Below are 26016 nucleotides of genomic sequence, written 5' to 3' on the forward strand. Positions count from 1 at the left end.
GTTGGGAGCATAGTTCTCCTCCTGTCGGCCAGCACAACGTTTTTCGGATATAAGCACATGCGAAAAGCAGCTAGGCCAGATATCTACGACGATTGGGAATGACCTTCGCCGCCCAAATCCTGACGCTCTACCCAGAGATGTTTCCCGGCCAGCTTGGCCAATCGCTTGCGGGCAAGGCGCTTGAGCGGGGCGATTGGTCTTGCGAGACCATTCAGATGCGCGACTTTGCCACTGATCGGCATCGCAGCGTGGACGATACGCCCGCTGGTGGCGGTGCAGGGATGGTGCTTAAGGCGGATATTCTCGCGCAGGCGGTCGATTGCGCTGCCGAGCGCCAACCGGGCGCCCCGATCCTCGCCATGACGCCGCGCGGAAAACCGATCACTCAGGAGCGCATTCGGGAGATCGCTTCTGGCCCCGGTGTGACGCTGCTTTGCGGACGGTTTGAAGGCTTTGACGAGCGCCTGTTCGAAGCGCGGCCGCAGATCGAGCAGGTCAGCCTTGCCGACATCGTCCTTTCCGGAGGCGAAACGGCGGCGATTGCCATACTTGATGCTTGCATTCGGCTGCTTCCCGGCGTAATGGGCGCGGCTTCTAGTGGAACCGAGGAATCGTTCGAAGACGGGCTCCTCGAATATCCGCAATATACCCGACCTCAAGAATGGGAAGGGCGCACGATCCCCGAAGTGCTGCGATCTGGGGATCATGCGAAGGTTGATGCTTGGCGAAAGCTACAGTCTGAAACCGATACTAGGTTACGCAGGCCGGACCTTTGGGAACGCTACAACAGCGTTCGGGACCAGTCTGCCTCTGGCGCGCGGCGAAAAGAAAAAGGACCGGACCAGTGAACCTGATCCAGCAAATCGAAGCCGAAGAAATCGGCAAAGCAAACAAAGATATTCCTGAGTTTCAGGCTGGCGACACAGTGCGCGTCGGTGTGAAAGTTAAAGAAGGCAGCCGTGAGCGTGTTCAGAACTTTGAAGGCGTAGTCATCGCCCGTTCGAACCGCGGCATGGGCTCAAACTTCACCGTTCGCAAAATGAGCTTCGGCGAAGGCGTCGAGCGTGTATTCCCGCTTTATGCCCCAATCGTAGACAGCATCACTGTGGTTCGCCGCGGTGTCGTGCGCCGTGCGAAGCTTTACTACCTGCGTGGCCGCACCGGTAAGCGTGCGCGTATCGCCGAACGTCGGGACAACGCTCCAAAGGCGTAAATCTCGCACAAGCGAAATTCGAAGGGCGGTTCCTGCGGGAGCCGCCCTTTTTCGTGGCTGGATGAGCATGCGGGCTTGCAATGGGGCGGTGCGATTGCGAGGAGTGCGCGCAGATTTTGAATTCAAAGGGGCTATCCTTGAAATGCGCTTATCGCTTCTCGCCGCTGCTGCCGTTGTCCTGTCCGCTCCTGCGATCGCGGATGATCACACAATGAGCGAGCCGAAAGAGCTTACCTTTGAGCGGGTGTTCGCTTCGCCATCGCTCAATGGCTCCAGCCCCCGTCAGGCGAAGCTTTCGCCAGATGGCCGATATCTCACCCTGCTGCGCAACCGCGATGATGACCGCGACCGTTACGATCTGTGGGGCTTTGATGTTTCGAGCGGCGAATGGACGATGCTGGTCGATAGCGAAGCACTCGGCACGGGCCGCGAGCTTTCCGAAGATGAAAAGATGCAGCGTGAGCGTGCGCGCGTCGGCAATCTTAAGGGGATCATTTCCTACCAATGGGCCAGCGATGGCTCGGGGGTGCTAGTCCCGCTGGATGGCGATCTCTATTTTGCGAAACTTGATGGTAGTGTTCAACGCCTGACGGATACCGAAGAGAGCGAACTCAATCCGAAATTGTCGAGCAAAGGTGGCTTCGTCTCCTTCGTGCGTGATCGCCAACTGTGGGTCGGTGAAGTCGGCTCGGAAGCCGCTCCGATCACTCCGAAAGAAGAGGACACAATTCGCTGGGGCGAAGCGGAGTTCGTAGCGCAGGAAGAAATGGGCCGTCTCACCGGATATTGGTGGAACGGCAGCGACACCCGTATTGCCGTGCAGCGCACTGATGAAAGTCCCGTCGGTATTGTGACCCGCGCGGCCATAGGTGCGACAGGCACGAAAGTGTTCGATCAACGCTATCCGGTTGCCGGTTCTGACAACGCCATTGTTGAGCTTTACGTGATGGACCCCGATGGGGAGAACCGGGTTAAGGTCGATATCGGTGAAGAAACCGACATCTACATCGCCCGAGTAAATTGGGCGGCGGATGGCTCGCTCTATGTTCAGCGCCAGAACCGCGAGCAGACTGTGCTCGACATGTTGAAAGTCGATCCTTCAACGGGCGAGAGCGAGGTCTGGTTTACGGAAAAAGCGGCTCGCGAAGATTACTGGATCAATCTCAGCAACAATTACCGCTTCCTATCGGATGGTACTTTGCTGTGGTGGTCAGAGCGAAGCGGATATGGTCAGTTCTATCGGTTCGACGGCAGTGAATGGACGCAGCTTACCAGCGGCATATCACCGGCGACTTCGCTTGTTGGAGTGAATCAGGAAACGCGCGAGCTGTTCTACCAGCGTACCGACAATGTGCTGACTCAGCAGATTTACCGTACGTTCTTAGACGGAGAAACCCGTCCGACATTGATCACTGATGCGGAGTATATGAATTCGGCCAGCATGGATGGCAAAGGGCGCTCGCTTTACATCACGCGCTCCAAAACCGATCAGCCGGCCCAAAGCTATCTCGCGGATACGAGCGGCGAGCGTCTGACGTGGGTCGAAGAAAACGCGCTGGATGCCGATCATCCGTACACGCCGTATCTCACGAGCCACGCTGCGCCGGAATACGGCACCGTAAAGGCGGAAGACGGCACCGATCTCCATTACATGATGCTTAAACCTGAGATGGAAGCGGGCAAGCAATATCCAGTCTTCTACTACCATTATTCAGGCCCAGGACCTCAGATCGTGGACAAGGGGTGGGGCGGTGCTCTCGCGCAGGCGGTGGTCGATAAGGGCTACATCTATTTTGCGCTCGACAATCGCGGCACGGCCAATCGCGGCGTTGATTTCGAACAGCCGCTTTACCGCGCGATGGGCGGGGTCGAAGTGCGCGATCAGAAAGTTGGCGCGGAGTTCCTGAAAACGCTCGACTACGTCGATGGTGACAAGATCGCGCTCTATGGCTGGTCTTATGGTGGATACATGACGCTAAAGCAGCTGCAAGCCGATCGGGGGCTGTATGCCGCTGGTATTTCCGGCGCGCCGGTGACCAAGTGGGAGCTGTACGATACCCACTACACAGAGCGCTTTATGGGTGATCCGCGTAAAGTGCCCGAGGCTTACGAAGCGGCGAGCGCCATCCCCGATGCGACCAAAATCAGCGACCCGATGCTGCTGATCCATGGCATGGCGGATGATAACGTGGTGTTTGAGAACTCATCCGAATTGATCAGCGTTCTGCAGGAAGGCAATGTGCCGTTCGAGATGATGCTCTATCCCGGGTACACGCACCGCGTCGCGGGCGAAAATATCTCGCCGCATCTGTGGAACACCATCTTCCGTTTCCTTGAGAGCCACGGCGTTACTCCGCCGGAGTAGTCTAATCCGACAGCCATTCGAGCGCTTTTGCGGCGACTTCTCTGGGAGCCTCCACTTGAGGGTAATGCCCTACGGTTTCGATCAGATGGTGGCGCGCGTTGGGCACCGTCGCACGCCAGCGGTCATATGCGTGCTTTCCTGAGACGGGATCAAGCGCGCCGTTGATCAGGCCGACTTTGTCCTCAGCGGCCACCAAAGCGGCTTCCCAGCGGGTTTTATGGGTCACCCGGTCGGCAATATAGTGCAGCAGTTTGTGCGTGATGCGGTTGCCGTCTTTGTGGCTGATGAATTCCCAGAACGCATCTAGCTCGGCTTCGCTTGGCTGGGTTTCCGGTCCGAACACTTCTGAGAAGCTCTTTCCGAACCCTTTGCGGCTGAAAAGCAGCCCGAGCAAAAAGCCGAACGGCGAAACACCAAGCTTCTGGATCGGCCGCGCACGATGTTGATCGGGGAATATCCCACCATTCAGGAACACCATTTTGCCCAGGCCCGCGGCGGCGGAGTTTTCTTGTTGCCGGGCGAGCAATTCCTGCCCAACTGAAACTCCATAATCATGCACCAGTGCGTCAAATTCACCGATGCCTAGATGATTTAGGAGTGCGGTCTGAATGTCTGTTTGAAGATGGATCGAATACCCTGAGCGCGGTTTATCCGACAGGCCGAAACCCAGCATATCGCAAGCTATCAGATGATGCTGCGCCCCAAGAGTTTCCCAGACCGGAACCCAGTCCCAGGCGCAGGTTGGGAAACCGTGAACCAGCAGCAGCGGACGCGCATTCGTATTCTCTCCGACCCAGTAGGCAATCTGGTGCCCCTGATAGTCGAAATACCTCGCCTTGTTTCGCCAATCCCGAGTATCCATCTCATCACCTTATCGCTTGCCATGCCACGCTACCTGCGTAAGCGAGGCACGCAAGACATTCAGACGGAGTATGCAAATTGGGTTATCGGGTGGCAGTCGTTGGCGCGACGGGCAATGTCGGACGCGAAATGATGATGATCCTTGCGGAGCGCGAGTTTCCGATTGATGAAGTCGCTGCAGTTGCCAGTAGCCGTTCGCACGGCAGCGAAGTAGAATTCGGCGACACCGGCAAGATGCTCAAATGCAAGAATATCGAGCATTTCGACTGGGCCGGTTGGGACATCGCTCTGTTCGCTGCGGGTAGCGGCCCTGCCAAAGAGTACGCGCCTAAAGCTGCTGCGGCCGGCTGCGTCGTGATCGACAACTCCTCGCTCTATCGGATGGACCCTGATGTGCCGCTGATCGTGCCGGAAGTGAACCCGGACGCGATCGATGATTATTCAAAGCGGAATATCATCGCCAACCCCAATTGCTCGACCGCTCAATTGGTGGTCGCGCTTAAGCCTTTGCATGATGCCGCGACGATCAAGCGCGTGGTGGTTTCGACCTATCAGTCGGTTTCCGGTGCGGGTAAGTCGGGGATGGACGAGCTATTTGAACAAAGTCGTGCGATCTTTGTCGGCGATCCGGTTGAGCCAAGCACGTTCACCAAACAGATCGCATTCAATGTGATCCCGCATATCGATGTCTTCCTTGACGATGGTTCGACCAAAGAAGAGTGGAAGATGGTCGTCGAGACCAAGAAAATCCTTGATCCTAAGGTGAAAATGAACGCGACTTGTGTGCGCGTGCCGGTTTTTGTGGGTCACTCTGAGTCCGTGAACATTGAGTTCGAAAAAGAGCTCTCTGCCGAGCAAGCGCAAGAAATCCTCCGCGAAGCCCCTGGCATCATGCTGGTCGATAAGCGGGAAGACGAGGGCTATGTGACGCCGGTTGAATGCGCCGGCGATAGCGCAACTTATATCAGCCGCGTTCGCGAAGATCCGACCGTTGAGAACGGCCTTTCGCTCTGGTGTGTTAGTGATAACTTGCGCAAAGGCGCTGCACTGAACGCGGTTCAGATCGCAGAGCTTCTGGGACGGCGGCATTTGAAAAAGGGGTAGGGCATGTTGCGGAGCTGGATTTGGCGATCTTCACCGGCTCTATTTGCCGTACTTTCTATGATGGGCACGGCTGCGTCTGCCGATGCTCCAGAATCCGCTGCAGAACCTGAACGATCGGTCCAGCTTGCAGAAGAAGAGTTGCAGCACTTCATTTTTGTTGGCGGTGACGATCTTGCGAATCACGAAGCCCTTTTCACGAGGGCGGATATTTCAGGTGCTCAGGTCGTCTACACTTGGCGCGGGCTCGAACCGCGTGAGGGCGAATATAATTTCGATAAGGTGGAGCGAGACCTCAAACTTGCGAACAGGCTGGGCAAACGGCTTTTTATCCAGTTGCAGGATCGTTTCTTCCTTCCTGAAAGCCGATACCTTCCCGATTACCTCCTAAACGAGCCGAAATATGGCGGCGGTTTGGTGCGCCAAGAGGACAATGCTGGTGAAGGGAAGGAGAAGGGCTCTGGCTGGGTCGCTGTCCAATGGAATCCACATTTGCGCAAGCGCTATCAGGCTTTGCTGGCCGCATTGGGCGAGCGCTTTGATGGACGCATCTATGGCATAAATCTGCCTGAGACAGCCATCGAAGTGCCGACAGATGAGGATGCACCCGAAGGCTTCACGTGCGACATTTACTTCGACGCGCAGATGGAAAATATCGCGTCTGCGCGTGCTGCCTTCGAGCGTTCGCTCGTGGTCCAATATGTCAATTTTTGGCCGTGCGAATGGAACAATGATCGGCAATATATGAGCCGCTTGTTCGAACTCGGGAAGAATAAAGGGATCGGCATGGGCGGGCCGGATATCATCCCTTACCGACGCGGGCAGATCAAAAATGCCTATCCATTTTTCGAGAAGGTTGGCGATGAATTGCCGGTGGTTGCAATGGCGGTGCAAGCGCCAACTCTGACCTATACGAACCCGAAGACCGGTAAGAAGTTTACTCGCGCAGAATTTGAAGGCTATGCCGTCTCAAAACTGAACGTGGATATCATTTTCTGGAGCCTGAAAACGCCTTGGCTGAAGGAAGACTGATTCGAACCAGGTAGGATGATTGCGATGCATAAATTTTTGGCTTTGGCCTTAATCCTGGGTGTTGCAGCATGCGACAGCAGCAATGTTCCGTCTCCGGCTGAACGCCAGTCTGGTGCCGCGGCTCCAATTGAAGCCGTAGATGAAACACTTGTGTCGCTACGCGGAGACGGGCTCGCCGCGGGAGCAGAGGCGTTCTACTTCGCTGCGGGCCAGAATGAAGTGACTGCTGCACTAACAGCTACCCTTGACGAACGCACTGGCGGCGGACCTATGCCGGAATGCGGTGCTGGCCCCATGGAAAACGCTTCTTTCTCAGGTGGGCTTACTGTGAATTTCAAAGACGGAATTTTCGTTGGCTGGTTTCACAACAACGGCAGCGATCAGATCGCAGTTGATGGCGAATTTGGCATTGGCGCCTCGAGAGCAGATGTCGAAGCATTGCCGGGCTTCACTTTAATCGAGGATAGCACTCTGGGTGAGGAGTTTGCTCTGGGTGACCGGATCGGCGGTTTCTTCGAGAATGGTAAAGTGTCGACCATTTACGCCGGGACGCAGTGCTTTTTCCGATAGGTCGCGTTAGGGTGCTCCTATGACACTCACTGCAGACCTCTTTTTCAGCTTCCGCTCTCCATATTCTTACCTTGCTATTGGGCGTTATCGCGCGATAGCCGAGGAGTATGACGTCGACATAACTTTGCGCACCGTCTGGCCGATTGCGATCCGCGATCCGGACATTCTGTTCACCGGTAACCCGAACGCGCCAAGATACATCTTGATGGACTCTATGCGGGTCGCGGAAAAGTTGGGCATTCCGTATCGCTGGCCACGCCCCGATCCCGTGGTGCAAAACCTGATGACGCGCGAAATTTCTGCAGATCAGCCTCACATCTATCGCATAGGCCGCATGGGGCAGGCTGCGACGCGCCGAGGCAAGGGCCTGGCCTTTGCCGATGAAGTTTCGCGGATCATTTTTTCTGGTGAAGTTGATGGCTGGAATGAGGGCGATCATCTCTCAGGAGCGGCAACACGCGCCGGACTGGATTTCGCTGAACTCGAAGCCGAAGCTGCGTCTGACGCGGAGGCTCTTGATGCTGAGATCGCCGAAAACCAAGCCGCTTTGGAGGCGGCAGGCCATTGGGGTGTGCCAACTTTGGTGTTCGATGGCGAGCCGTTCTTCGGGCAGGATCGCATCGAAATGGCTCAATGGCGAATGGAACAAAAGGGTTTGAAACGGCGGTGAATCCACAAGAGTTCACTGGAGGGTGCCAATGCGGTGCCGTTCGATACCGGATCAGGGCCGAACGCTTGGCTTGCTACGCTTGCCATTGCAGAGAGTGTCAAAAGCAATCCGCAAGCGCATTCGGGATTTCTGTGCCCGTTGCGCAAGACAATTTCACTTTGGAAGGCGAGGTCTTGATGTGGCGCCGCCCAACAGACAGCGGGTCCTTCACGAACTGCTATTTCTGCGCCGAGTGCGGGACACGGATTTATCATGCCGGAGAAAGCCGTCCGAGCAAGGTGACGATCAAAGGCGGGTCTCTCGACAACGCATCTGAATTGGCACCGGTCGCGCATATTTGGACAATAAGCAAACAAGCTTGGGTTGTCTTGCCGGAGGGCATTCCGCAATGGGACAAGCAGCCTGAAAACGCAGATGAATGGACAGAATTGCTGGCATGACAGAATTATCAAAATCCGCCTTTTCATCGTTTGATGGCACCGAGCTGGCGATCCACCGTCAAGGCGCGGGAAAGCCCGTGATTCTGCTTCATGGCCTGTTTTCCAGCGCGGACATGAACTGGATCAAATGGGGCCATGCAAAGCGATTGGCTGAAGCTGGATTTGAAGCGATCATGCTCGATTTCCGTGTGCACGGTGAAAGCGAAGCACCGAATGATCCTGCGGCGTTTCCCAGCGGGGTCTTGGTACGTGATGTTGCGGCTCTGATTGATCATCTCGGGCTGTCTGACGGTGAATATGATCTGGTCGGCTTCTCGCTGGGCGCGCGCACATCCATCCACGGTTGCGCCACCGGGGCTCTCCACCCTCGGCGTTTGATCGCATGCGGCATGGGCGTGGCTGGCCTTGCAGAATGGGAGAAGCGGTCCGCGTTCTTTAAGCGTGTGATTGATGAATTCGACACTATCGAGCGCGGTGATCCTGCATATCTCTCGCGTCAATTTCTGAAATCGCAGGGTGTCGACCGTGTAGCGGCGCGGTTGTTGCTCAATGCTTTTGAAGACCTCGATCCGGCGGTGCTTTCGAATGTCGAGGCGTCCACACTGGTCCTTTGCGGTGATAAGGATGAAGACAACGGTTCGGCCGCCGATTTGGCCGAATTGCTGCCAAATGCGGAATATCAGACGGTCCCAGGAGGTCACCTTGATAGCGCGACCAAGCCGGAGCTTGGCGAGGCAATCGTAGAATATCTGAGAACATCATGATTCCTTCAAAACGAACATTCCTGTTGTGGTTTTGGGGCGGGATCGTTGCCTTTGCCGTTACGCTGGCTTTTCATATCCCTTTGATTACCGAAGGCGTCCCGGGTGGCATCGGCGATCATCAGAGCGCGCCCGATGCTTCTACGATCGATGCGATCCAAACTTCGTGGCGATTGGATGGGCTTTCCAATCAGGCGGCTATCGCGATGATCACCGACCTGATTTTTATCGGAATCTACGGAATTGGCTGCATCTTGGGCGGACTCTACTACCGGTCGAAGAGCGCACTGACGCTTAAGGTTCTTGGCTGGATTGCCTTGGTATCCGGACTGGTTTTTCTGTTGACCGACTATGGCGAAACAATCTCTCAATTCATTCAATTGATGAATTTTGAGGGTGATGACGCTCTCGCTAATTTCGCCTCAACAGTTCGGCCCGTTAAGATGCTGACATGGTCGAGCGGCTTCCTGACCATAGTAGCCGCGCTGATTATCGATCGATTCTCGACGAGCGACGCTTGATTCAGCTCGCCCACAGGTTCATTCCGTTATCCATTGCACCAGATATCAATACCAAGAGGATCACCAATCCATGAAACTCGCAAAAACTGCGCTTAAAACCTCATTTGCCGCTCTGGCGATCTCGCTCGTGTCGGCGCCGCTGCCAGCGCTCGCTGATGATCATGCTGCGCAAGAAGTCACCGAAGCAGAATTTCCTCTGACTCCAGAAGGCGCAGCGCAGTTTGTCGCATCCGCCGAAGCCGAAATGGCCGAGTTTTCGACCACCGCTGCGCATATCTATTGGTTGCAGGCGACCAACATCAATTACGACAGCAACAAGCTGGCTGCGAAGTACGGTGCCGAAGCGACCCTGATGAGCGTCAAATTCGCCAATGAAGCGGCGAAATATGCGTCGATCGAGGGGCTTGATGCTGATGTTTCACGCAAACTCGATATGCTGCGCAACGGCATCTCTATGCCAGCCCCTTCGCGGGATGGGGCCGCCGAAGAGTTGTCCAACATCGCGACCGACCTTGGCGCACAATACGGACAAGGCAAAGGGACGCTTAACGGTGAACCGATCAATGGTTCGGACATCGAAGCCGAAATGGGCAATCCGGAGCGCACACCGGCAGAACTCGCCGAAATGTGGGCAAGCTGGCACGATAATGTCGGCGCGCCAATGCGTGAAGATTACACCCGCATGCTGGCCATCGCCAATGAAGGCGCGACCGAACTGGGTTTCGACAATGTCGGCACAATGTGGCGTTCCGGCTATGACATGACGCCGGAGCAATTTGCTGCCGAAACAGAGCGCATGTGGCAGGAAGTGAAGCCGCTCTATGTTGCGCTTCACACCTACGTCCGCCGCAAACTTAATGAAAAACACGGCGATGCTGTTCAGCCTGCTACCGGTCCGATCCGCGCAGATTTGCTCGGCAATATGTGGGCTCAGGAATGGGGTAACATCTATCCACTCGTGGCTCCTGAAGGTGCCGGTGACATCGGTTATGATTTAACCGATTTGATCGTCGAGAAAGATCTCGATGCGGTTGCGATGACCAAAGTAGGCGAAGACTTCTTCTCCTCGCTTGGTTTCGATCCGCTTCCCGAGACGTTCTGGGAACGCAGTCAATTTGTGAAACCGCGCGACCGCGATGTTGTGTGCCATGCCTCAGCATGGAACCTCGACAATGTCGACGATATCCGGATCAAGATGTGCATCAAGCAGAATGCTGACGACTTTATCACGATCCACCACGAGCTGGGCCACAACTATTATCAGCGCGCCTATAACGACAAAGATTTCCTGCACCTGACAGGCGCGAATGACGGCTTCCACGAAGCGATTGGCGATATGATCGCGCTGTCGATCACGCCAGATTATCTTGTGCAGATTGATATGCTCGAAGAAGATCAGGTGCCAAGCGCTGATAAAGATATTGGTCTGCTGCTGCGTCAGGCGATGGACAAGGTTGCCTTCCTGCCGTTCGGTCTGCTGGTAGACCGCTATCGTTGGAGCCTGTTCGATGGCTCTGTAGCGCCGCAGGATTACAACACGGCATGGACAGAGCTGCGCACCGAGTATCAGGGAATTGTCCCACCAGTAGAGCGTCCTGACGATGCATTTGATCCGGGCGCGAAATACCACGTTCCGGGTAATGTCAGCTACACGCGCTACTTCCTCGCGCGTTTGCTGCAATTCCAATTCTACAAAGCCGCTTGTGACACCGCAGGTTGGGAAGGGCCGCTCCACCGCTGCTCTTTCTATGGCAATGAAGAAGTCGGTCAGAACCTCAACGCGATGCTCGAAATGGGTGCGTCCAAGCCATGGCCAGACGCTCTCGAAGCCTTCACTGGTGAACGCCAGATGTCGGGTAAGGCGATGGTCGAATACTTCGCCCCGCTGATGGACTGGCTTGAAGAGCAGAACAAAGGCCAAGAGCAGGGCTGGTAATGATGCGTTTCGCTGTCCCGGTGCTGTGTGTGATGGCAATCACGGCATGTGCGCCGGGCGGCGATGCTGCGTCCATAGGCGAAGTGCAGTCGAGGGAGGCTCACCCGACTTTGTTTGTCGCGAATAAGCGCGGCAATACGCTTTCAAAGGTTGACCTTGAGACTGGCGAGGAAGTGCTGCGGCTTGATAGTTGCACAAATCCGCATGAGCTTGCGACTTCGCCTGATCGGAAGCACGTTGCGCTCGCTTGTTATGGCGGGACTACCGTGGATGTCTTCCAGACGGGCGATCTCACCAAAGTGGCAAGCTTGGAACTGGGCGAAAATGCACGCCCGCATGGCATTGTTTGGCATCCCAATACGGCAATCTTTGTGACAGCTGAGGGGCGCAAATCCGTGTTCCGAATCACAGGGCCTCTATCTGACACGCCAGAATTTGCAGAATTCAGAACCAATCAGGATGGCAGTCACATGCTGGCTGTTTCGCCAGATGCGCGGACTGTTTGGACGACCGATCTCGGATCAAAGACAGTAACGCGGGTCAATCTGGATGACGCATTGGATCTGCGCACCGTTACAGTGGGTGAGGAACCTGAAGGTATCTCGTTGGCTCCCGACGGGTCAGCACTGTGGGTCTCGGCTCGCGGGTCAAATCAGGCGATTGAGCTCGATCCAACCACAATGGCGGTGCGCAACACGATTGATACGGGCGCGTTTCCACTTCGATTGTCTATCCGTCCGCAAGGCGATGTCGCGGTAACATCTGATCTAGTGGATGGCGGATTGACCGTGATTGATCTGAAGACTGCAAAAGTGGTCCGCTCAATCGAAGTATCCGGAAAAGCCGAAGCGCAGCAGCGTTTTCAGGTCACGATCCTATGGTCCGATGATGGGACGCGCATCTACGTCGCCGAAACAGCAAGCAACACCGTTGCTGAGGTCGACTATGCCAGCGGCACAGTCTTACGCCGGCTGCCGACTGGCGAGGGTGGGGACGGGTTGGCCATCCTACCTTAGAAAGCGGCGAACAGCCCGATTGGCTTGCACACTATGCAGCCTTAAGTTTCGCGACGAATTGCTCGGTTGAGTGTTCGAGCTGGCTGATCGTAGCGGTCAGTGAACTCGCGGCATTACCCAGTTCGTTGGATAGTTTCTTCGCGTCCCCTGCTGATTGTTCGAGTACTCGGCTTTTGTCCGCGATTTGAGAAACCTCATCAGCTGCGCCGCGGGCATAGCTCTGGATTGTGTCGGCAGATCTACGCTGATCATCGACATCCCATCGGATCGCTTTGGCGGCTTCATCAAGTTCCACGACCGCCTCATCGATTGCTTTGAAGCTACGCTCTGCCTCAATGGTGCCAGTGCGCACGCCCGAGAGAAATTCGTCAATCTGCGTTGCTGCCTCCGCCGCCTGCATGGCGAGTGCCTTCACTTCCTGAGCGACAATAGTGAACCCCCGACCAGACGCGCCTGCCGTTGCTGCTTCAATCGCTGCGTTAAGCGACAAAAGGTTTGTACGTTCCGCAATTCGTACAATGGCCCGTGTTGCTTCGCCAATAGTGTCTGAGTGTTCGGCCAAAGAACCGACCGATTGACCACCGGAATGCGCGCGTGCCGTTGCAAGGGTGGTCAGTTCATCTTGCTGGCTGACATTGACGGCGATCTTAGCGATGGAATCTGTCAGTTCGGCAACGCCTCTTGCGACTGTATCTGCGGCCTTGGCCGCCGCATTTGCCGTACTGCTGAACCCTTCGGCTTGGTGGCCGGTCTCCTTTGCAATTAGATCGAGTTGTTTGGTTGTCTGCTCCAGAGTTTTCGCGATCGCACCGACCGATTGAACGACGGTAGAGATTGAAGTTTCAAACTCGCGCGAAAAGGCTTCCAGATCATTCTTGCGCTGCTTTTCCTTTGCCACTTCGAGCTGCTCGCGCTTGGTCCGTTCGAGTTCTACCCGGTGGAGCGCCTGCTGGAGATCTTTCGATTGGTCTGCCATCACTCCAGAGCGAAGTTCTGCGTCGTCGCGAGCCGTTGCGATGCGTTCAAGCAATTGTCTGATTTCGAGCGCGATCCAGCATAGAACCATCCCGATCAAGACAGTTGCGAACCCATGGATCAAGACGCGGCCCAAACCGCTGCTACCAGAAAATACCCAGCTGGGCTGTAGGTATACCAGCAAGAGGTGATGGGCGATAATTGTTGTGCTCGCGATTACGATCGCGCGGACGTCACAGAGAACCGTCAAAGATGCGAGAGCGACAAAGAAATAGAGATGCATGTCGATCTGCCAGCCGGAATTTTGCATCGCATAGAGCAGGAATGCAGGTTGGATAGCGGCCATCAGGCCTGTCGCCGCCCTTGCGCTGCGATCACTGATCCCGCGCACTGCGCAAATGGTTGGGATAATATTCAAAATGGCGCTGGCTAGCGCAGCCCAAGCTGCTTGCGAGCCGGGAAGAAAAGCCATCAGCAATAGGCTCAGCGTAACGAGCCATCCGCCGCCCGCGATAAAGACTAACCCGCGCTTGCGCAGTTCTTCGACGGTCTCAATCATTGTGCGCCTCCTTCAGCCGCCACTGAGCCGCAGAGCGGCACCGCTGCATTCAATGGAAGTACGCCATGGGCGAGCAGCAGCTGGGCAAAGCTAGGCAAGCTCCCCGTCGCAACATAACTGCTCGGCAAAGGGCTTCGCGCCACCAGCCGTGTATCTGGAGCTGACACAATTGCAGGCAAAGCGGCGATGCCATTGTCGCTTATCGGATAGAGAGTGATGGCCTCGCCCGGTCGCGGAGCGAGAATCGTCCCGGCAATCGCGGTGCATGCGAGCAAAAGCTGCGCAGGGGCCAATGACCTGCGCAGCCTTTTGTGCGCAATTCCGATCAGACTGTTTTCCATGCTTTCCATGGAAATTCGTTTGACGGATTTTGGTTATCGCTCCGATGGCGAGCGCATGCGTAGTTCCACGCGGTCGGGCCTATCTAAAGGGCGGCTCGTTAAAGGCGCGCAACTTGCGGCTATGGAGACGGTCACCTTCGTCACGCAGCCGGTTGCAGGCTTCCAGACCGATCTGGAGATGAGCCGCGATGGCTTCCTCATAGAACTTGTTGGCCTGACCCGGCAGCTTGATCTCACCGTGCAATGGCTTGTCCGAGACGCAAAGTAGCGTGCCGTACGGAACGCGGAACCGGTATCCTTGAGCGGCGATTGTGGCGCTTTCCATTTCAACGGCAATCGCGCGGCTTTGGGAGAAGCGCTTTGCAGAACTGGCGTAGTGCAGTTCCCAATTGCGGTCATCGGTAGTGACAACGGTGCCCGTGCGCATGCGTTGTTTGATATTCGCACCTTGAACGCCAGAGACCTCTTCCGCAGCAACGGCGAGGGCCTGTTGAACCTCTGCAATCGGGGGGATTGGAATTTCAGGGGGCAACACATTGTCGAGCACGTGGTCATCGCGCAGATATGCGTGGGCGAGCACAAAATCGCCGATCTTCTGACTTGAACGTACGCCGCCGCAGTGCCCGATCATCATCCAAGCATGCGGGCGAAGCACTGCGAGGTGATCGCATATGGTCTTCGCATTGGAAGGCCCGACGCCGATATTGACCAGCGTGATGCCTTTGCCGTCTTCTCGTATCAGGTGATAGGCGGGCATCTGGTGTTTGCGCCAAGCGGTGTCGTTTAGCTGCTCTTGTGCGTTGTCGGTGCAGTCTGCGATGTTGAGGCCGCCCGCGCCGGTCAAGCCGGTATAGCCGCCTTCACAGATTTGCTGAGCGCCCCAGTTCACGAACTCATCGACATAACGATGATAGTTGGTGAAAAGGATGAAGTCCTGGAAGTCCTCAACTCGCGTGCCTGTGTAGTGCGCGAGACGTGCAAGCGAGTAGTCAGTGCGGAGGCCGTCGAACAGCGAGAGCGGCATATCCTCGTTCTCGTCAAACTCGATACCGTCGGCCAGTTCGTCGCCAATCAACGCGAGGTCGGTTGAAGGGAAGTGTTGCGCGATGTCGGTCGGCGCGATGCCCACCATGGCTGCGCCAGCCGCGCCATCCAGTACATAGGGGAAGGGGATTTCCTGTTTCGATTTGCCGACTTCCACTTCGATTTCATATTCGGCTGAAATCAGCTCGAGTTGTTCGGAAAGGTACGGTGCGAACAGATCAGGGCGGGTGACAGTTGTCGTGTAGGTGCCCGGCATTTCGAGCCGGCCAAATGCGCGGCTGCGGTCCAATGGTTCACCAACACCGGAGTAATGCAGGGTAAGCTGCGGATAGGCATAGCTGCCGTCCGTCCGCTTGCGTGAGGGCGGAATGGTTCCATCCTTGCCGAATGCGATCACGTCTGCACGCAAGGTGGAGACGGCTTCGCTGTAAACCTGCTGCAATTGCTCGATGATGGTTTTGATTGGGGTCATTCAGTGATCCTTATTGTTATTGTTTTGCTTTGCAATGACAGCCCGCAATGATGCGGAGTGCCGCTGTTACAAAAAGGGCGCGGAAGTCTCTCGACCGCCGCGCCCTTTTGAATGTGTGAGCAAAAGCCCAGCGGAGTATCAGCCTTCGGCTTCTTCTTCGCCAGCGGCATCTTCAGCCGGAGCTTCTGCTTCGGCGCCTTCGTCAAGCAGTTCGGCAGGGATTTCGCCCGGCTCGAGACCGTCATTGTCGATACGTGTATCGGCAGCGGCTTCCTCGATTTCCTTCTGCTCTTCTTCAAAGAGCTGCGCAAGAACGTCGACGCCCTGCGACTGCAATTCAGCTTCGTCGTCGCTGCGGGCGACGTTGGCTTTTACAGTGACGTGCACTTCTGGGTGCAGAGCGACAGTCACGTCGTGCATACCGATCACTTTGATCGGGGCGCCCATGATGACTTGTTTCTTGTCGATCTCGTGGCCTTGTTCCGTAAGGCCAGCAACCATGTCGCGGACGTTTACAGAACCATAGAGCTGGCCGGCGTTGGAAGCGGCGCGGATCAGAATGACTTCTGCTCCAGCAACTTTCTCACCAGCGGCTTCAGCGACAGTACGACGCTCAGCGTTTTCTTTTTCAAGACGCTCGCGGTTCGCTTCAAACACTGCCTTGTTGGCGTTGTTTGCACGAAGGGCTTTCTTCTGCGGGAGAAGGAAGTTGCGAGCATAGCCGTCTTTCACAGTGACAACGTCACCGATCGTGCCGAGCTTTTCGATCCGTTCAAGGAGAATGATATCCATTGTTTCTTCTCCTCCTACTTCACAATGTACGGCAGCAGGCCGATGTGACGCGAACGCTTGATCGCTTTCGCAAGCTCACGCTGCTTCTTTGCAGAAACGGCGGTGATGCGCGAAGGCACGATCTTGCCACGCTCGGACATGAAGCCCTGAAGCAGGCGCACGTCTTTGTAATCGATCTTGGGGGCATCCTTGCCAGAGAACGGGCAGGATTTGCGGCGGCGGAAAAACGGGCGTGCCATCAGTCGCGCTCCTCACGGTCTGAACGGCGCTTACGATCGCGCTCGTTTTTGCGCATCATTACGCTTGGACCTTCTTCGTGCTCTTCGACACGGATGGTCATGTAACGAATGACGTCTTCGTTGATACGGGTCTGGCGTTCGAGTTCTTCAACAACGCTGCCTGGGGCATCGATGTTGAGCATCACGAAGTGAGCCTTACGGTTACGGTCGATTTTGTAGGCGAGGGATTTAAGGCCCCAAGTTTCGGTCTTTGTGACCTTGCCTTCGTTCTTCTCGACGATTTCGGTGGCCGTAGCCGCCAGCGCATCGACTTGAGCCTGGCTCAAGTCCTGACGCGCGAGAAAGATATGCTCGTATAGAGCCATCTCGCTTCCTTTCATATTGCTGTCGATCGCTGGCTTGTCCGTCCGGATGACGGGGCCCCTCCGACTTTCTTAAACACCACTCCGGAAAGAGCGGATGCGCGCACATAGCTGGTTCTGTGATGAATGCAAGCTCTGTGGGAGGTTGCAATGCGCGCTCTTGCGGGGAGCCGAGGAGCCGATATGGAGGTGGAATAACAAAGAAGCAGGGGAATACACAATGCCTTCAGGGTTGGTCGCGCTTTTCGATGATGTGGCGGTAATCGCCCGCGCCGCAGCCGCATCGGTTGACGATATTGCCGCGGCTGCGGGTAAGGCTGGTTCGAAGACCGCTGGTGTAGTGATCGATGATGCGGCGGTTACACCAAGCTATGTGACCGGCCTTTCTCCGGCGCGTGAACTGCCAATCATTTGGAAGATTACCAAGGGCAGCCTGTTCAACAAGCTGATCATTCTATTACCCGGGGCAATCCTGCTTTCGGAATTTCTGCCTTGGCTGATCATCTGGATATTGATGCTGGGCGGTGCCTTCCTTTGCTATGAAGGTGCTGAAAAAGTTATCGAAAAGCTGGGCGGAGCCAAACACGGCAAAACGCTCGATGATGAAATTCAAGACCCTGTTGCGTTTGAGAATCAACGGGTCGCCGGAGCGGTACGAACCGATTTGATCCTTTCCGCCGAAATCATGGCAATCACTTTAAACGAGCTTGACTTGAGCGTCTGGTGGGAACGCGCAGCGGCGCTAGCCTTGGTCGCGGTGATCGTCACCGTGGTTGTCTATGGTGCGGTTGCCCTGATCGTGAAGATGGATGACGTCGGTCTGCATCTAACCAAACAAGACAGCACAACGTCGCAGAAGTTCGGACATTTCCTCGTCGCTTCGGTACCTAAGTTGCTGATTGCACTGTCGTTTATAGGAACCATCGCGATGCTTTGGGTCGGCGGTGGGATCATCGTCCACGGTACGCATGAAGTGGGCTTCGACTTGTTTTATAGCATCGCACATGGTGCAGAATATGCCGTGGCTGCGGGGACCGGCGCCTTGGGCGGTGTAGCCGGATGGTTCACCTACGCAGCGATCTCAGGTGTGCTCGGATTGGTGCTCGGCGCGATCATCGCTTTCGTGCTGCACAAAGTGCTCGGCTATGAAGGCGCGCATTGATGGGTGACGGGCCCACTCTTTACACTTGTGCCGGCTCTCGCGGTCTAAGAGCGACTTGGGCGGCGGAGGAGGCTGGGGTCGATATCGATCTGAATATCCTGCCATTTCCTCCACGTTACCTCGCGCCGGAATATTTGGAGATCAATCCGCTCGGCACGGTCCCCATGCTGGTGGATGGTGACACGAGAATGACGGAAAGCTGTGCCATCGCGCATTATCTGGCGACGAAGGACGGGATGACCGACCTTGCCATCGCGCCGGGCCAGTCAGACTATGCCGAATATCTCGACTACACCTATCACGCTGATGCCACGATCACCTTTCCGCAAACGGTCTATATGCGGTTTGCTATCTTCGAAAAGGACAAAGGCTGGGCCGAGGCAGGAGAGGCCTATGCCAATTGGTTTTACAAGCGATTGGTGAAGGTTGAGGACCGGCTTGAGAGCCGAGATTATCTGTGCGCGGATCGATTTACCGTCGCCGATATTTCCGTTGGCTACGCGCTGATTTTGGCGAAAAAAGTTGGTTTGGACGAAGGTGTTCCAGAGATACTTAAAGAGTACAGAGAGCGACTGACAGGGCGAGAGGCTTACAAACGCGCGGTTGAACGCGAAAAAGCGGGTCTAGCTGCGCTCAAGGCTTAGCCATCCAAGTCGGCCAGATCGGTCCCGCATTTTCCGCAAACTTTGTTTGGCCACGGGACCACAAAAATTCCGCGGAAGAAAAGGTTCTTTCCGCAAGTGCTGCAATTCATTTTGAGCATAGGCCGATTGACTGCGACCAAGCCGACGATGGCGATGGCAAAAGCGATGGTAGAGTGGCCGAAAAACCGATCAATCACGAGCACAAACAGGATTGCGACCACGAGGGCCCCTAGCATCCGTTTGGCATGCGCTGAGGCGGCTTCGTAGATTGTCATCCGATGGCTTCGAAGATGGACCGGGCAAACTCGCTTAACGTGTCATCGCGCGCGCCCATCACAACGATCCGGTCACCGGGCTGCGCGATTTCGGCAATCCGCTTTCCGGAGTCGGCGCGTTCGGCGATATGCTCTGCCGAGCCTCCTTGTGACGTGATCAAATCAATGATCCGCTCGCTTCCCTGAGAGCGGTCGACCGTGCCGCCGTAGTAGACCGGGTCGCACATTACCGTGAGATCATCGGGGCCAAGCTCTGTTGCAAATGTCTCCGCCAGTTCATCGCCCATTTGCCGCAATGGCCCGTAACCGTGCGGTTGGAAGAATGCGATGACGCGGCCCGGCGTCGATTTGAGAGTGCGAAGTGTTGCCGCGCATTTTTCCGGATTATGGCCGAAATCGTCGATCACGGTGATGCCGCTTTCGGTCTTTCCTACGACATCAAACCGGCGCGCTAGACCGCCGAAGGTCCGCAAAGCCAACACGGCTTTATCGATGCCGATACCCGCCGCGCTGACGGCGGCGATGGCGGCCAAAGCGTTCGAGAGGTTGTGCATCCCCGGCATCGGCAGGACCAGCGGGAAGGCTTCGCGAGAGCGGTTGTCTAGCACGGCTGCTCTTATCTCCAGAGCCTCTTGCTCGATCGTGTCGGGATCGACCATAATCTCCGCGTCGGTGTTCTCGATTCCAAAACTGACCGATTGCGATGCTCGGCCCGCGAGACCGCGCGCCTCTGCGTTATCGAAATTGATGACGGCGCAGCCGGACGATGCAAGGTAGTCGCCAAACAGGATGCGCAGTTCTTCAATGCTCTTGTGATCCAGGCTGACATTCAGCAGCACGCCGATGGTCGGGCGGTAAAGCGCGATCGAGCCGTCGCTTTCGTCGACTTCGCTAACAAACACGCGTGGATTGCCAACGCGGGCACTTGCAAAAGGGTTATCGGCATCCGCGAAATTTTTCATCACCGCGCCGTTCATAACGGTGGGGTCGTGCTGAACCTGCGAGAGTATCCACGAAATCATACCGGTTACGGTCGATTTTCCGGAAGTGCCGCCCACCGCAATCGAATAGCCTGCATCGTTGAAGAATGAGGAGAGCAATTCGGCGCGGCTCATGCGCAGACAGCCGAGCTCTTTTGCGCGTTTGACCTCAGGTACAGTGTCTTCAACCGCTGCCGATGCGATCAGGATTTGATCTGGGGACGTGATGCCGCTGCCATCCTGTGGATGCAGGGCAAAGCCATTGTCCGCCAGCCATGCGAACTTCTCAGGAGTGCGCCCCTGATCGCGGCTCCTGTCAGAACCGGCGATTTCGTGGCCAAAACCGTGCGCGATCTGGGCGAGGGGAAGCATCCCCGATCCGCCAATCCCGCAAAAGAAAAAGGGCCGCCCTTCGAGGTCCGGCCGATCATACCCGTTATCCATAGTCTGCACGGTTATTGGCTTGCGCGCGCACTGACAAGCAAACTAGGTGTAAAGGATGACGAAAATCGCGATCTGTGCACCGGCTACTCCGATAACCCGCGATCATGCGGCGGCTCTGGAGGACTTGGTTGCGGCTGAATTCCCTCAGACCGAGGTGACATTTCATGACCAGTGCTTTGAACGCGAGGGGCATTTTGCCGGAAGCGATTTAAGACGTCTGACCGCGTTGCTCGAATGCGCGAACGATCCTCAGTTCGATGCAGTCTGGTTCGCCAAGGGTGGTTATGGCTCGAATAGGATAGCGGAGGCTGCAGTTTCGCGGATGAATGAAGCGGCGCGGGCGAAGACCTATGTCGGCTTTTCCGACTGCGGATACTTGCTCGCGGCGCTCTATCGAAACGGGATCGGGCAATGCGCGCACGGCTCCATGCCGGTTAGCGCACGGTCGGAAAATGGGCGCAAGGCGGTGCGCCGTGTGCTGAACTGGCTGAACGGCGATAATAGCGGTCTTGAGCCGAGCCTAGATGGCACGACGCCTGCAGTGGCCTTCAATCTGATTACGCTCGCGATGGTTTCGAACACGCCCATGATGCCCGATCTGTCAGGACACGTTGTGATGGTCGAGGAAGTCAGCGAGCACCTCTACGCGATTGACCGGTTGTTCTTCCATCTCGCGGGTAGCTTGCCGCGCATTGCGGGGCTTCGTCTGGGTGCGGTGACGGACATTCCGGAAAACTATGTCGAGTTCGGTCAGACCGAGGAAGAAATTGCCAAATTCTGGTGCGAGCGTGCGGGTGTTCCGTATCTCGGCAGAGCGGAAATCGGGCACACATCTGCCAACAGAGTAGTGCCCTTCGGGCTTGCCAGCCCACCGCGAGCTACGTAACCGCGCTGGCCTGTAAGGAGTAAATTCATGCGTGCATTCGTGTTCCCCGGACAGGGTAGCCAGAAAGTCGGAATGGGCAGCGAGTTGGCCGAAGCCAGCAGCGCGGCCCGCGAAGTGTTTGAAGAAGTCGATGAAGCTCTCGGTCAGAAGCTGTCCGCCATTATGCGTGACGGTCCGGAAGATCAGCTGACTCTTACTGAGAATGCCCAACCAGCAATTATGGCAAATGCCATTGCGACATTGCGCGTGCTCGAAACCGAATTTGGCGTAAAACTGGCCGACAAGGGCGTATGCGTCGCGGGCCATTCCTTGGGCGAATATACCGCATTGTGCGCGGTTGGCGCGTTCGACCTTTCGACCACTGCGCGACTTTTGAAACTGCGCGGACAGGCGATGCAGGCCGCTGTGCCCGTTGGAGAAGGCGCGATGGCAGCATTGCTTGGCGCCGATGTCGAGAAAGCGACTGCACTTGCCGAAGCCGCAGCCGAAGGCGAAGTGTGCGAGATCGCCAACGATAACGACCCGACGCAAGTCGTGATTTCCGGACAAAAGAGCGCGATTGAACGCGCTGTCGGCTTGGTAAAGGACCATGGGATCAAACGCGGAATTCTGCTGCCCGTGTCGGCGCCTTTCCATTGCTCCATGATGCAACCGGCGGCTGACCGTATGGCCGAAGCGCTCGGCGAAACGCCTCCTGGTGCGCTCTCCTTGCCGCTCTATGCCAATGTTACGGCGGCGAAGGTTAGTGACCCTGCCGAAGAGCAGGCTCTGCTGGTCGAGCAGGTGACCGGCCGCGTGCGCTGGCGCGAGAGTGTCTTGGCAATGAGCGCGGACGGGGTCGAGAATTTCGTCGAGCTGGGCGGTAAAGTGCTAGCGCCGATGATTGGCCGGATTGCGAAAGAGGCCACAACAACAAGCCTGATCACGATGGAAAACATCGAAGGCTTTGTGAAGGGCGTCACGTAATGCGTTGGATTACCGCGCTTTCGTTGGTTGGCGCCTTCGTTGCGATGCCGGCGCACGCGGCTGACAATGTCGATGATCTGCTCGCCTGCGTGGATACGGGCTACACCGCTGACGAGCAGGCAGTGCTCGATCGATATATCGAAGAGTATTCGATCAATGATACCGAAGTGTCTCAATCGCTTGGTATGGCCCTTAGACGCAGAGTGCTCGAGTGTACTGACGGTGGCGATACGTCGATGAATATGATGCTGTCACAGCATCAATTCGCCCTTCTTTCGCAACGCGGAATTCAGGCTACTCGGCCCGATGTCGTCGAAGTGGTTCGAAGGATTGATACCCAGCTTTCCGAAACAGACAATGCGCGCTTTATGGCTCTGTTTGAAAAAATGGTTTTTGGTGACGGTGGGCCCGGTGCAGACGAAAATCTGAATGCGAACGAAGCCGCATGGTTCGAAGAGACGCTTATCGACGAACCTGTAAGCGCCACTGTGGAACAGTCTGAACTAATCGGCGGATATCTTGCAGCTCGCCTTCTGCGTGCGAAAGCAGTGGAGCAACTGGCAGGAACGTGAGTACCGAAGGCTTCAACTTTCAGACCGAATGGGTAAGCGCCGCAAACAAGCATGTGCTGAACCAAGTCGCTGATGGAGTCTTTGACGAAGATATTAAGCCGGAGCGCCTCGAGCGTTATCTCTCCAATCCGTTGAACTGGATGGTAGTTGCGGTTTTTGACGAAGTTGTTGTTGGCCAATGCATGAGCGTTGTCCACCACCACCCGGACAAAGAGGCGGAGCTCTACCTTGACGAAATTGGTACAGGCGATGATTGGCGGCGGCGCGGCATTGCAAAGACGCTGATGAAAGAAGTGACCAAGCGGGCAGATGCCGAGGGCATTGATGAAATTTGGTTGGGTACCGAACCTGACAATATTCCGGCTATGGGTCTGTACGAGGGCACCGGTGCAGTCGGGGAAGAAGCACTAATCTATTATCTCGAGTGGTGAGGAGACACCCTATGTTTTCACTTTCTGGAATGAACGCTTTGGTGACCGGCGCAAGCGGCGGCATCGGTTCTGCCATTGCTATTGCGCTGGCGAAACAAGGTGCGCGCGTCGCCTTGTCCGGTTCTAACGGTCAGAAATTACGCGGATTTCGTGAGCAGTTGATCGAGGAACATGGCGGTGACCATGTGGAGATCACCTGCAATCTATCCGATACGACACAGGTCGAAGAACTGATCCCTGCCACGCTCGACACGATGGGCGGGATCGATATCCTCGTGAACAATGCCGGCATCACTCGTGACAATCTCGCCATGCGGATGAAGGACGAAGAATGGGATGATGTCATACGCATCAACCTTGAGGCGACATTCCGGTTGATGCGCGCCAGCGCCCGGCCAATGATGAAGGCCCGCTTTGGCCGGATCATCAATATCACCAGCGTTGTCGGCGCGACGGGCAATCCCGGGCAGATGAACTACATCGCCGCCAAGGCTGGTGTGACGGGCATGACCAAGAGTTTTGCGCAAGAAGTCGCCTCGCGCGGCATCACGGCAAACTGCGTCGCGCCCGGCTTCATTCGAACCGCAATGACGGCTGCACTGGATGAGAAGCAAACCGATACCATCAATGCAAAGATCCCGGCTGGTAAAATGGGTGAGGGCGACGATATCGGTGCTGCTGTTGCCTATCTCGGCAGCCGAGAGGCGGGCTATGTTACCGGACAGACCATTCACGTGAATGGTGGCATGGCGATGCTGTCCTGACGCTTAAACGGGGTTCTAGGGCCTCTTAGAGCGCCATAGAGCCCCTTATCCCCAGACGAGTCCGCAATTCGTATTCCGTGCGGCTTGCCCGCAACCGCCATCGCGCTAAGGTTTTCCGACGAATTCCAGTGCGCAAGAGGCGATTCCGCCCCAACGCGCGAAACGAGGGCGAAGGCCCCCAAAAGCGATAGGTAAGCGATGAAGGCTACGATCGAACGCGCGACGCTCTTGCGTTGTCTCTCCCACGTCCAGTCGGTGGTTGAACGTCGGAATACTATTCCGATCCTTTCCAACGTGCTGATCGATGCCAGCGATGGTGGCAGCGTGAAAGTGATGGCGACTGACCTCGATCTGCAAGTGGTCGAGACCATGTCGGCGGCTTCCGTCGAGAATGCCGGGGCGATCACCGTTTCCGCCCACCTGCTGTTCGACATTGCCCGCAAGCTTCCAGAGGGCAGCCAGGTTAGCATTGAAACCGCTGAAAACCGCATGGAAATCAAAGCTGGTCGCAGCCGCTTCAAACTGCCGACTCTGCCGCGTGATGATTTCCCTGTAATCGTTGAAGGCGATCTGCCGACTTCGTTTGAGCTGCCTGCGCGCACGCTCGCCGAAATGATTGATCGCACGCGATTTGCGATCTCGACGGAAGAAACCCGTTATTATCTCAACGGCATTTTCCTCCACGTTACCGATGAAGACGCACCCGTTTTGAAAGCCGCAGCGACCGATGGTCACCGCCTTGCACGCTTTACGCTCGACCGTCCTGAGGGCGCCGAGGGCATGCCTGACGTCATTGTGCCGCGCAAAGCCGTGGCCGAACTGCGTAAGCTGCTCGAAGAAGCGCTCGATGGCAATGTTCAGGTCGATCTGTCGGCGAGCAAGGTCCGCTTCACTCTTGGCGGTGAGGGCGGCGTTGTCCTGACCAGCAAGCTGATCGACGGCACATTCCCGGATTACAGTCGTGTAATTCCGACCGGCAACGACAAGCTATTGAAGGTCGATCCGAAACTGTTCTTCCAAGGCGTAGACCGTGTTGCGACCATCGCGACCGAGAAAACGCGCGCGGTGAAGATGGGGCTGGATACGGACAAAGTGACGCTGTCTGTCACATCACCAGATAACGGCACCGCGACAGAAGAACTGGCGGCTGAATTCAAATCCGAAGGTTTCGAGATTGGCTTTAACGCCAACTACCTGAAAGACATCCTTGATCAGATCGACAGCGAGACAGTTGAGCTGCATCTCGCAGATGCAGGCGCACCCACGATGATCCGTCAGGACGAGAAGTCACCGGCGCTTTATGTATTGATGCCGATGCGGGTGTAAACCGCAATGGAGACATGGCTCTCTACTGCACTCATTATTGCCGGGTTTCTGGTTGTCTTTCCACTATTCTGGTTAGGCGTTACCTCCTTGCTCGGAGCGCTAAGTGGATGGCCGGGATTGCAGCGGGCATTTCCGGATCGAGCGGACGCAATCGTTTGGGCAAGTCTTGGGAGTGTTTCCGGCAGCATGGGCCGTTTTCCACCTGGCGGGGTGCAATACGGTTTCAGTTTGCTGTTAGAGGCATGTGAGAGCGGTTTACGCATCCAAACGTCAAAGCTTCTTTCTCCTTTCGCAAA

The 26016-nt window shown here is 56.1% G+C and carries 29 protein-coding genes; 20 read left to right on the top strand and 9 right to left on the bottom strand.

What is annotated here, in order from left to right:
- Nucleotides 1-98: 98 nt before the first annotated feature.
- From trmD to MWU39_RS05585, 3 genes are all read left to right on the top strand, one after another.
- Nucleotides 99-848 carry a tRNA (guanosine(37)-N1)-methyltransferase TrmD gene (gene trmD, locus MWU39_RS05575; RefSeq protein ID WP_247159000.1) on the top strand — a complete coding sequence of 250 codons (750 nt, stop codon included), beginning with the start codon at nt 99-101 and terminating at the stop codon, nt 846-848.
- Complete coding sequence (rplS, locus tag MWU39_RS05580) at nt 845-1213, top strand: 50S ribosomal protein L19 (protein WP_348646369.1); 369 nt, start codon at nt 845-847, stop codon at nt 1211-1213. The genes trmD and rplS overlap by 4 nt, the downstream gene beginning before the upstream one ends.
- A 142-nt stretch (nt 1214-1355) precedes the next feature.
- On the top strand, nt 1356-3578 hold the full coding sequence (locus MWU39_RS05585; RefSeq protein WP_247159002.1) for a DPP IV N-terminal domain-containing protein: 2223 nt from the start codon (nt 1356-1358) through the stop codon (nt 3576-3578).
- 1 nt (nt 3579) lies between these two features.
- Here the strand turns inward: MWU39_RS05585 and MWU39_RS05590 are convergent, their stop codons facing one another.
- Nucleotides 3580-4440 (bottom strand): alpha/beta hydrolase, encoded by an 861-nt coding sequence (locus MWU39_RS05590; RefSeq protein WP_247159003.1) that lies wholly within the window; start codon nt 4438-4440, stop codon nt 3580-3582.
- A 77-nt stretch (nt 4441-4517) separates the two neighbouring features.
- Between MWU39_RS05590 and MWU39_RS05595 the strand changes: the two genes are divergently transcribed.
- The 9 genes from MWU39_RS05595 to MWU39_RS05635 all read left to right on the top strand — a co-directional run bounded on the left by MWU39_RS05595 (nt 4518) and on the right by MWU39_RS05635 (nt 12486).
- Nucleotides 4518-5543, top strand: a complete 1026-nt coding sequence (locus tag MWU39_RS05595; protein WP_247159004.1) for an aspartate-semialdehyde dehydrogenase — start codon at nt 4518-4520, stop codon at nt 5541-5543.
- Nucleotides 5544-5600: 57 nt separating this feature from the next.
- Nucleotides 5601-6572, top strand: a complete 972-nt coding sequence (locus MWU39_RS05600) for a hypothetical protein (protein ID WP_247159005.1) — start codon at nt 5601-5603, stop codon at nt 6570-6572.
- Nucleotides 6573-6596: 24 nt separating this feature from the next.
- On the top strand, nt 6597-7142 hold the full coding sequence (locus tag MWU39_RS05605) for an aspartate-semialdehyde dehydrogenase (protein ID WP_247159006.1): 546 nt from the start codon (nt 6597-6599) through the stop codon (nt 7140-7142).
- Nucleotides 7143-7161: 19 nt separating this feature from the next.
- Nucleotides 7162-7812: a DsbA family protein gene (locus MWU39_RS05610; protein ID WP_247159007.1), complete on the top strand. Its 651-nt coding sequence runs from the start codon at nt 7162-7164 to the stop codon at nt 7810-7812.
- Entirely contained in the window at nt 7776-8252 is a 477-nt protein-coding gene (locus tag MWU39_RS05615; RefSeq protein ID WP_247159008.1) for a GFA family protein, read from the top strand. The genes MWU39_RS05610 and MWU39_RS05615 overlap by 37 nt, the downstream gene beginning before the upstream one ends.
- Nucleotides 8249-9016: an alpha/beta fold hydrolase gene (locus tag MWU39_RS05620; RefSeq protein ID WP_247159009.1), complete on the top strand. Its 768-nt coding sequence runs from the start codon at nt 8249-8251 to the stop codon at nt 9014-9016. Before MWU39_RS05615 ends, MWU39_RS05620 begins: the two co-directional genes overlap by 4 nt.
- On the top strand, nt 9013-9534 hold the full coding sequence (locus MWU39_RS05625; protein ID WP_247159010.1) for a hypothetical protein: 522 nt from the start codon (nt 9013-9015) through the stop codon (nt 9532-9534). The genes MWU39_RS05620 and MWU39_RS05625 overlap by 4 nt, the downstream gene beginning before the upstream one ends.
- A 70-nt stretch (nt 9535-9604) precedes the next feature.
- Nucleotides 9605-11470 (top strand): M2 family metallopeptidase, encoded by a 1866-nt coding sequence (locus MWU39_RS05630; protein WP_247159011.1) that lies wholly within the window; start codon nt 9605-9607, stop codon nt 11468-11470.
- Nucleotides 11470-12486 (top strand): YncE family protein, encoded by a 1017-nt coding sequence (locus tag MWU39_RS05635; protein WP_247159012.1) that lies wholly within the window; start codon nt 11470-11472, stop codon nt 12484-12486. The genes MWU39_RS05630 and MWU39_RS05635 overlap by 1 nt, the downstream gene beginning before the upstream one ends.
- Before the next feature lie 31 nt (nt 12487-12517).
- Here MWU39_RS05635 and MWU39_RS05640 read toward each other — a convergent pair whose 3' ends face one another.
- From MWU39_RS05640 to rpsF, 6 genes are all read right to left on the bottom strand, one after another.
- Nucleotides 12518-14020: a methyl-accepting chemotaxis protein gene (locus MWU39_RS05640; protein ID WP_247159014.1), complete on the bottom strand. Its 1503-nt coding sequence runs from the start codon at nt 14018-14020 to the stop codon at nt 12518-12520.
- Nucleotides 14017-14370, bottom strand: coding sequence for a hypothetical protein (locus tag MWU39_RS05645; protein ID WP_247159015.1), 354 nt, complete (start codon nt 14368-14370; stop codon nt 14017-14019). The genes MWU39_RS05640 and MWU39_RS05645 overlap by 4 nt, the downstream gene beginning before the upstream one ends.
- 70 nt (nt 14371-14440) lie before the next feature.
- Entirely contained in the window at nt 14441-15877 is a 1437-nt protein-coding gene (locus MWU39_RS05650; RefSeq protein ID WP_247159016.1) for an AMP nucleosidase, read from the bottom strand.
- 138 nt (nt 15878-16015) lie between these two features.
- Nucleotides 16016-16669 carry a 50S ribosomal protein L9 gene (gene rplI, locus MWU39_RS05655; protein ID WP_247159017.1) on the bottom strand — a complete coding sequence of 218 codons (654 nt, stop codon included), beginning with the start codon at nt 16667-16669 and terminating at the stop codon, nt 16016-16018.
- A gap of 14 nt (nt 16670-16683) precedes the next feature.
- Nucleotides 16684-16908, bottom strand: coding sequence for a 30S ribosomal protein S18 (gene rpsR / locus MWU39_RS05660; protein WP_108787525.1), 225 nt, complete (start codon nt 16906-16908; stop codon nt 16684-16686).
- Entirely contained in the window at nt 16908-17273 is a 366-nt protein-coding gene (gene rpsF / locus MWU39_RS05665) for a 30S ribosomal protein S6 (protein WP_247159018.1), read from the bottom strand. Before rpsF ends, rpsR begins: the two co-directional genes overlap by 1 nt.
- 217 nt (nt 17274-17490) lie before the next feature.
- Here rpsF and MWU39_RS05670 point away from each other — a divergent pair, with 217 nt between their 5' ends.
- On the top strand, nt 17491-18432 hold the full coding sequence (locus tag MWU39_RS05670) for a DUF808 domain-containing protein (RefSeq protein WP_247159019.1): 942 nt from the start codon (nt 17491-17493) through the stop codon (nt 18430-18432).
- Nucleotides 18432-19076: a glutathione S-transferase family protein gene (locus MWU39_RS05675; RefSeq protein WP_247159020.1), complete on the top strand. Its 645-nt coding sequence runs from the start codon at nt 18432-18434 to the stop codon at nt 19074-19076. Before MWU39_RS05670 ends, MWU39_RS05675 begins: the two co-directional genes overlap by 1 nt.
- On the opposite strand, the gene MWU39_RS05680 is transcribed toward MWU39_RS05675, so the two are convergent.
- Nucleotides 19073-19351, bottom strand: a complete 279-nt coding sequence (locus MWU39_RS05680) for a hypothetical protein (RefSeq protein ID WP_247159021.1) — start codon at nt 19349-19351, stop codon at nt 19073-19075. The two genes, MWU39_RS05675 and MWU39_RS05680, sit on opposite strands and share 4 nt — an antisense overlap.
- The gene (locus tag MWU39_RS05685; RefSeq protein ID WP_247159023.1) at nt 19348-20775 is read right to left on the bottom strand and encodes a Mur ligase family protein; all 1428 of its coding nucleotides are present in this window, start codon (nt 20773-20775) and stop codon (nt 19348-19350) included. The genes MWU39_RS05680 and MWU39_RS05685 overlap by 4 nt, the downstream gene beginning before the upstream one ends.
- Nucleotides 20776-20830: 55 nt before the next feature.
- On the opposite strand from MWU39_RS05685, the gene MWU39_RS05690 reads away from it, so the two are divergent.
- The 6 genes from MWU39_RS05690 (at nt 20831) to dnaN (ending at nt 25720) form a co-directional block, all read left to right on the top strand.
- Nucleotides 20831-21661, top strand: a complete 831-nt coding sequence (locus MWU39_RS05690; RefSeq protein WP_247159025.1) for an LD-carboxypeptidase — start codon at nt 20831-20833, stop codon at nt 21659-21661.
- 27 nt (nt 21662-21688) lie between these two features.
- Entirely contained in the window at nt 21689-22627 is a 939-nt protein-coding gene (fabD, locus tag MWU39_RS05695) for an ACP S-malonyltransferase (protein ID WP_247159026.1), read from the top strand.
- Nucleotides 22627-23199, top strand: a complete 573-nt coding sequence (locus tag MWU39_RS05700) for a hypothetical protein (protein ID WP_247159027.1) — start codon at nt 22627-22629, stop codon at nt 23197-23199. The genes fabD and MWU39_RS05700 overlap by 1 nt, the downstream gene beginning before the upstream one ends.
- Nucleotides 23196-23630 (top strand): GNAT family N-acetyltransferase, encoded by a 435-nt coding sequence (locus MWU39_RS05705; protein ID WP_247159028.1) that lies wholly within the window; start codon nt 23196-23198, stop codon nt 23628-23630. Before MWU39_RS05700 ends, MWU39_RS05705 begins: the two co-directional genes overlap by 4 nt.
- A gap of 11 nt (nt 23631-23641) precedes the next feature.
- Nucleotides 23642-24394 (top strand): 3-oxoacyl-[acyl-carrier-protein] reductase, encoded by a 753-nt coding sequence (gene fabG / locus MWU39_RS05710; RefSeq protein ID WP_247159029.1) that lies wholly within the window; start codon nt 23642-23644, stop codon nt 24392-24394.
- Between the two features lie 198 nt (nt 24395-24592).
- The gene (gene dnaN / locus MWU39_RS05715) at nt 24593-25720 is read left to right on the top strand and encodes a DNA polymerase III subunit beta (protein ID WP_247159030.1); all 1128 of its coding nucleotides are present in this window, start codon (nt 24593-24595) and stop codon (nt 25718-25720) included.
- The last annotated feature ends 296 nt before the right edge of the window (nt 25721-26016 follow it).

The sequence above is a fragment of the Erythrobacter sp. F6033 genome (genome assembly GCF_023016005.1).
Lineage (GTDB): Bacteria > Pseudomonadota > Alphaproteobacteria > Sphingomonadales > Sphingomonadaceae > Erythrobacter.

Bases quoted from the DNA above. Each gene is read 5' to 3' on its own strand.
- trmD (WP_247159000.1), top strand. From the start codon at position 99: ATGACCTTCGCCGCCCAAATCCTGACGCTCTACCCAGAGATGTTTCCC.
- MWU39_RS05585 (WP_247159002.1), top strand. From the start codon at position 1,356: ATGCGCTTATCGCTTCTCGCCGCTGCTGCCGTTGTCCTGTCCGCTCCT.
- MWU39_RS05590 (WP_247159003.1), bottom strand. From the start codon at position 4,440: ATGGATACTCGGGATTGGCGAAACAAGGCGAGGTATTTCGACTATCAG.
- MWU39_RS05600 (WP_247159005.1), top strand. From the start codon at position 5,601: ATGATGGGCACGGCTGCGTCTGCCGATGCTCCAGAATCCGCTGCAGAA.
- MWU39_RS05605 (WP_247159006.1), top strand. From the start codon at position 6,597: ATGCATAAATTTTTGGCTTTGGCCTTAATCCTGGGTGTTGCAGCATGC.
- MWU39_RS05610 (WP_247159007.1), top strand. From the start codon at position 7,162: ATGACACTCACTGCAGACCTCTTTTTCAGCTTCCGCTCTCCATATTCT.
- MWU39_RS05615 (WP_247159008.1), top strand. From the start codon at position 7,776: ATGGCGAATGGAACAAAAGGGTTTGAAACGGCGGTGAATCCACAAGAG.
- MWU39_RS05620 (WP_247159009.1), top strand. From the start codon at position 8,249: ATGACAGAATTATCAAAATCCGCCTTTTCATCGTTTGATGGCACCGAG.
- MWU39_RS05625 (WP_247159010.1), top strand. From the start codon at position 9,013: ATGATTCCTTCAAAACGAACATTCCTGTTGTGGTTTTGGGGCGGGATC.
- MWU39_RS05630 (WP_247159011.1), top strand. From the start codon at position 9,605: ATGAAACTCGCAAAAACTGCGCTTAAAACCTCATTTGCCGCTCTGGCG.
- MWU39_RS05635 (WP_247159012.1), top strand. From the start codon at position 11,470: ATGATGCGTTTCGCTGTCCCGGTGCTGTGTGTGATGGCAATCACGGCA.
- MWU39_RS05640 (WP_247159014.1), bottom strand. From the start codon at position 14,020: ATGATTGAGACCGTCGAAGAACTGCGCAAGCGCGGGTTAGTCTTTATC.
- MWU39_RS05645 (WP_247159015.1), bottom strand. From the start codon at position 14,370: ATGGAAAGCATGGAAAACAGTCTGATCGGAATTGCGCACAAAAGGCTG.
- MWU39_RS05650 (WP_247159016.1), bottom strand. From the start codon at position 15,877: ATGACCCCAATCAAAACCATCATCGAGCAATTGCAGCAGGTTTACAGC.
- rplI (WP_247159017.1), bottom strand. From the start codon at position 16,669: ATGGATATCATTCTCCTTGAACGGATCGAAAAGCTCGGCACGATCGGT.
- rpsR (WP_108787525.1), bottom strand. From the start codon at position 16,908: ATGGCACGCCCGTTTTTCCGCCGCCGCAAATCCTGCCCGTTCTCTGGC.
- rpsF (WP_247159018.1), bottom strand. From the start codon at position 17,273: ATGGCTCTATACGAGCATATCTTTCTCGCGCGTCAGGACTTGAGCCAG.
- MWU39_RS05670 (WP_247159019.1), top strand. From the start codon at position 17,491: ATGCCTTCAGGGTTGGTCGCGCTTTTCGATGATGTGGCGGTAATCGCC.
- MWU39_RS05675 (WP_247159020.1), top strand. From the start codon at position 18,432: ATGGGTGACGGGCCCACTCTTTACACTTGTGCCGGCTCTCGCGGTCTA.
- MWU39_RS05680 (WP_247159021.1), bottom strand. From the start codon at position 19,351: ATGACAATCTACGAAGCCGCCTCAGCGCATGCCAAACGGATGCTAGGG.
- MWU39_RS05685 (WP_247159023.1), bottom strand. From the start codon at position 20,775: ATGGATAACGGGTATGATCGGCCGGACCTCGAAGGGCGGCCCTTTTTC.
- MWU39_RS05690 (WP_247159025.1), top strand. From the start codon at position 20,831: ATGACGAAAATCGCGATCTGTGCACCGGCTACTCCGATAACCCGCGAT.
- fabD (WP_247159026.1), top strand. From the start codon at position 21,689: ATGCGTGCATTCGTGTTCCCCGGACAGGGTAGCCAGAAAGTCGGAATG.
- MWU39_RS05700 (WP_247159027.1), top strand. From the start codon at position 22,627: ATGCGTTGGATTACCGCGCTTTCGTTGGTTGGCGCCTTCGTTGCGATG.
- fabG (WP_247159029.1), top strand. From the start codon at position 23,642: ATGTTTTCACTTTCTGGAATGAACGCTTTGGTGACCGGCGCAAGCGGC.
- dnaN (WP_247159030.1), top strand. From the start codon at position 24,593: ATGAAGGCTACGATCGAACGCGCGACGCTCTTGCGTTGTCTCTCCCAC.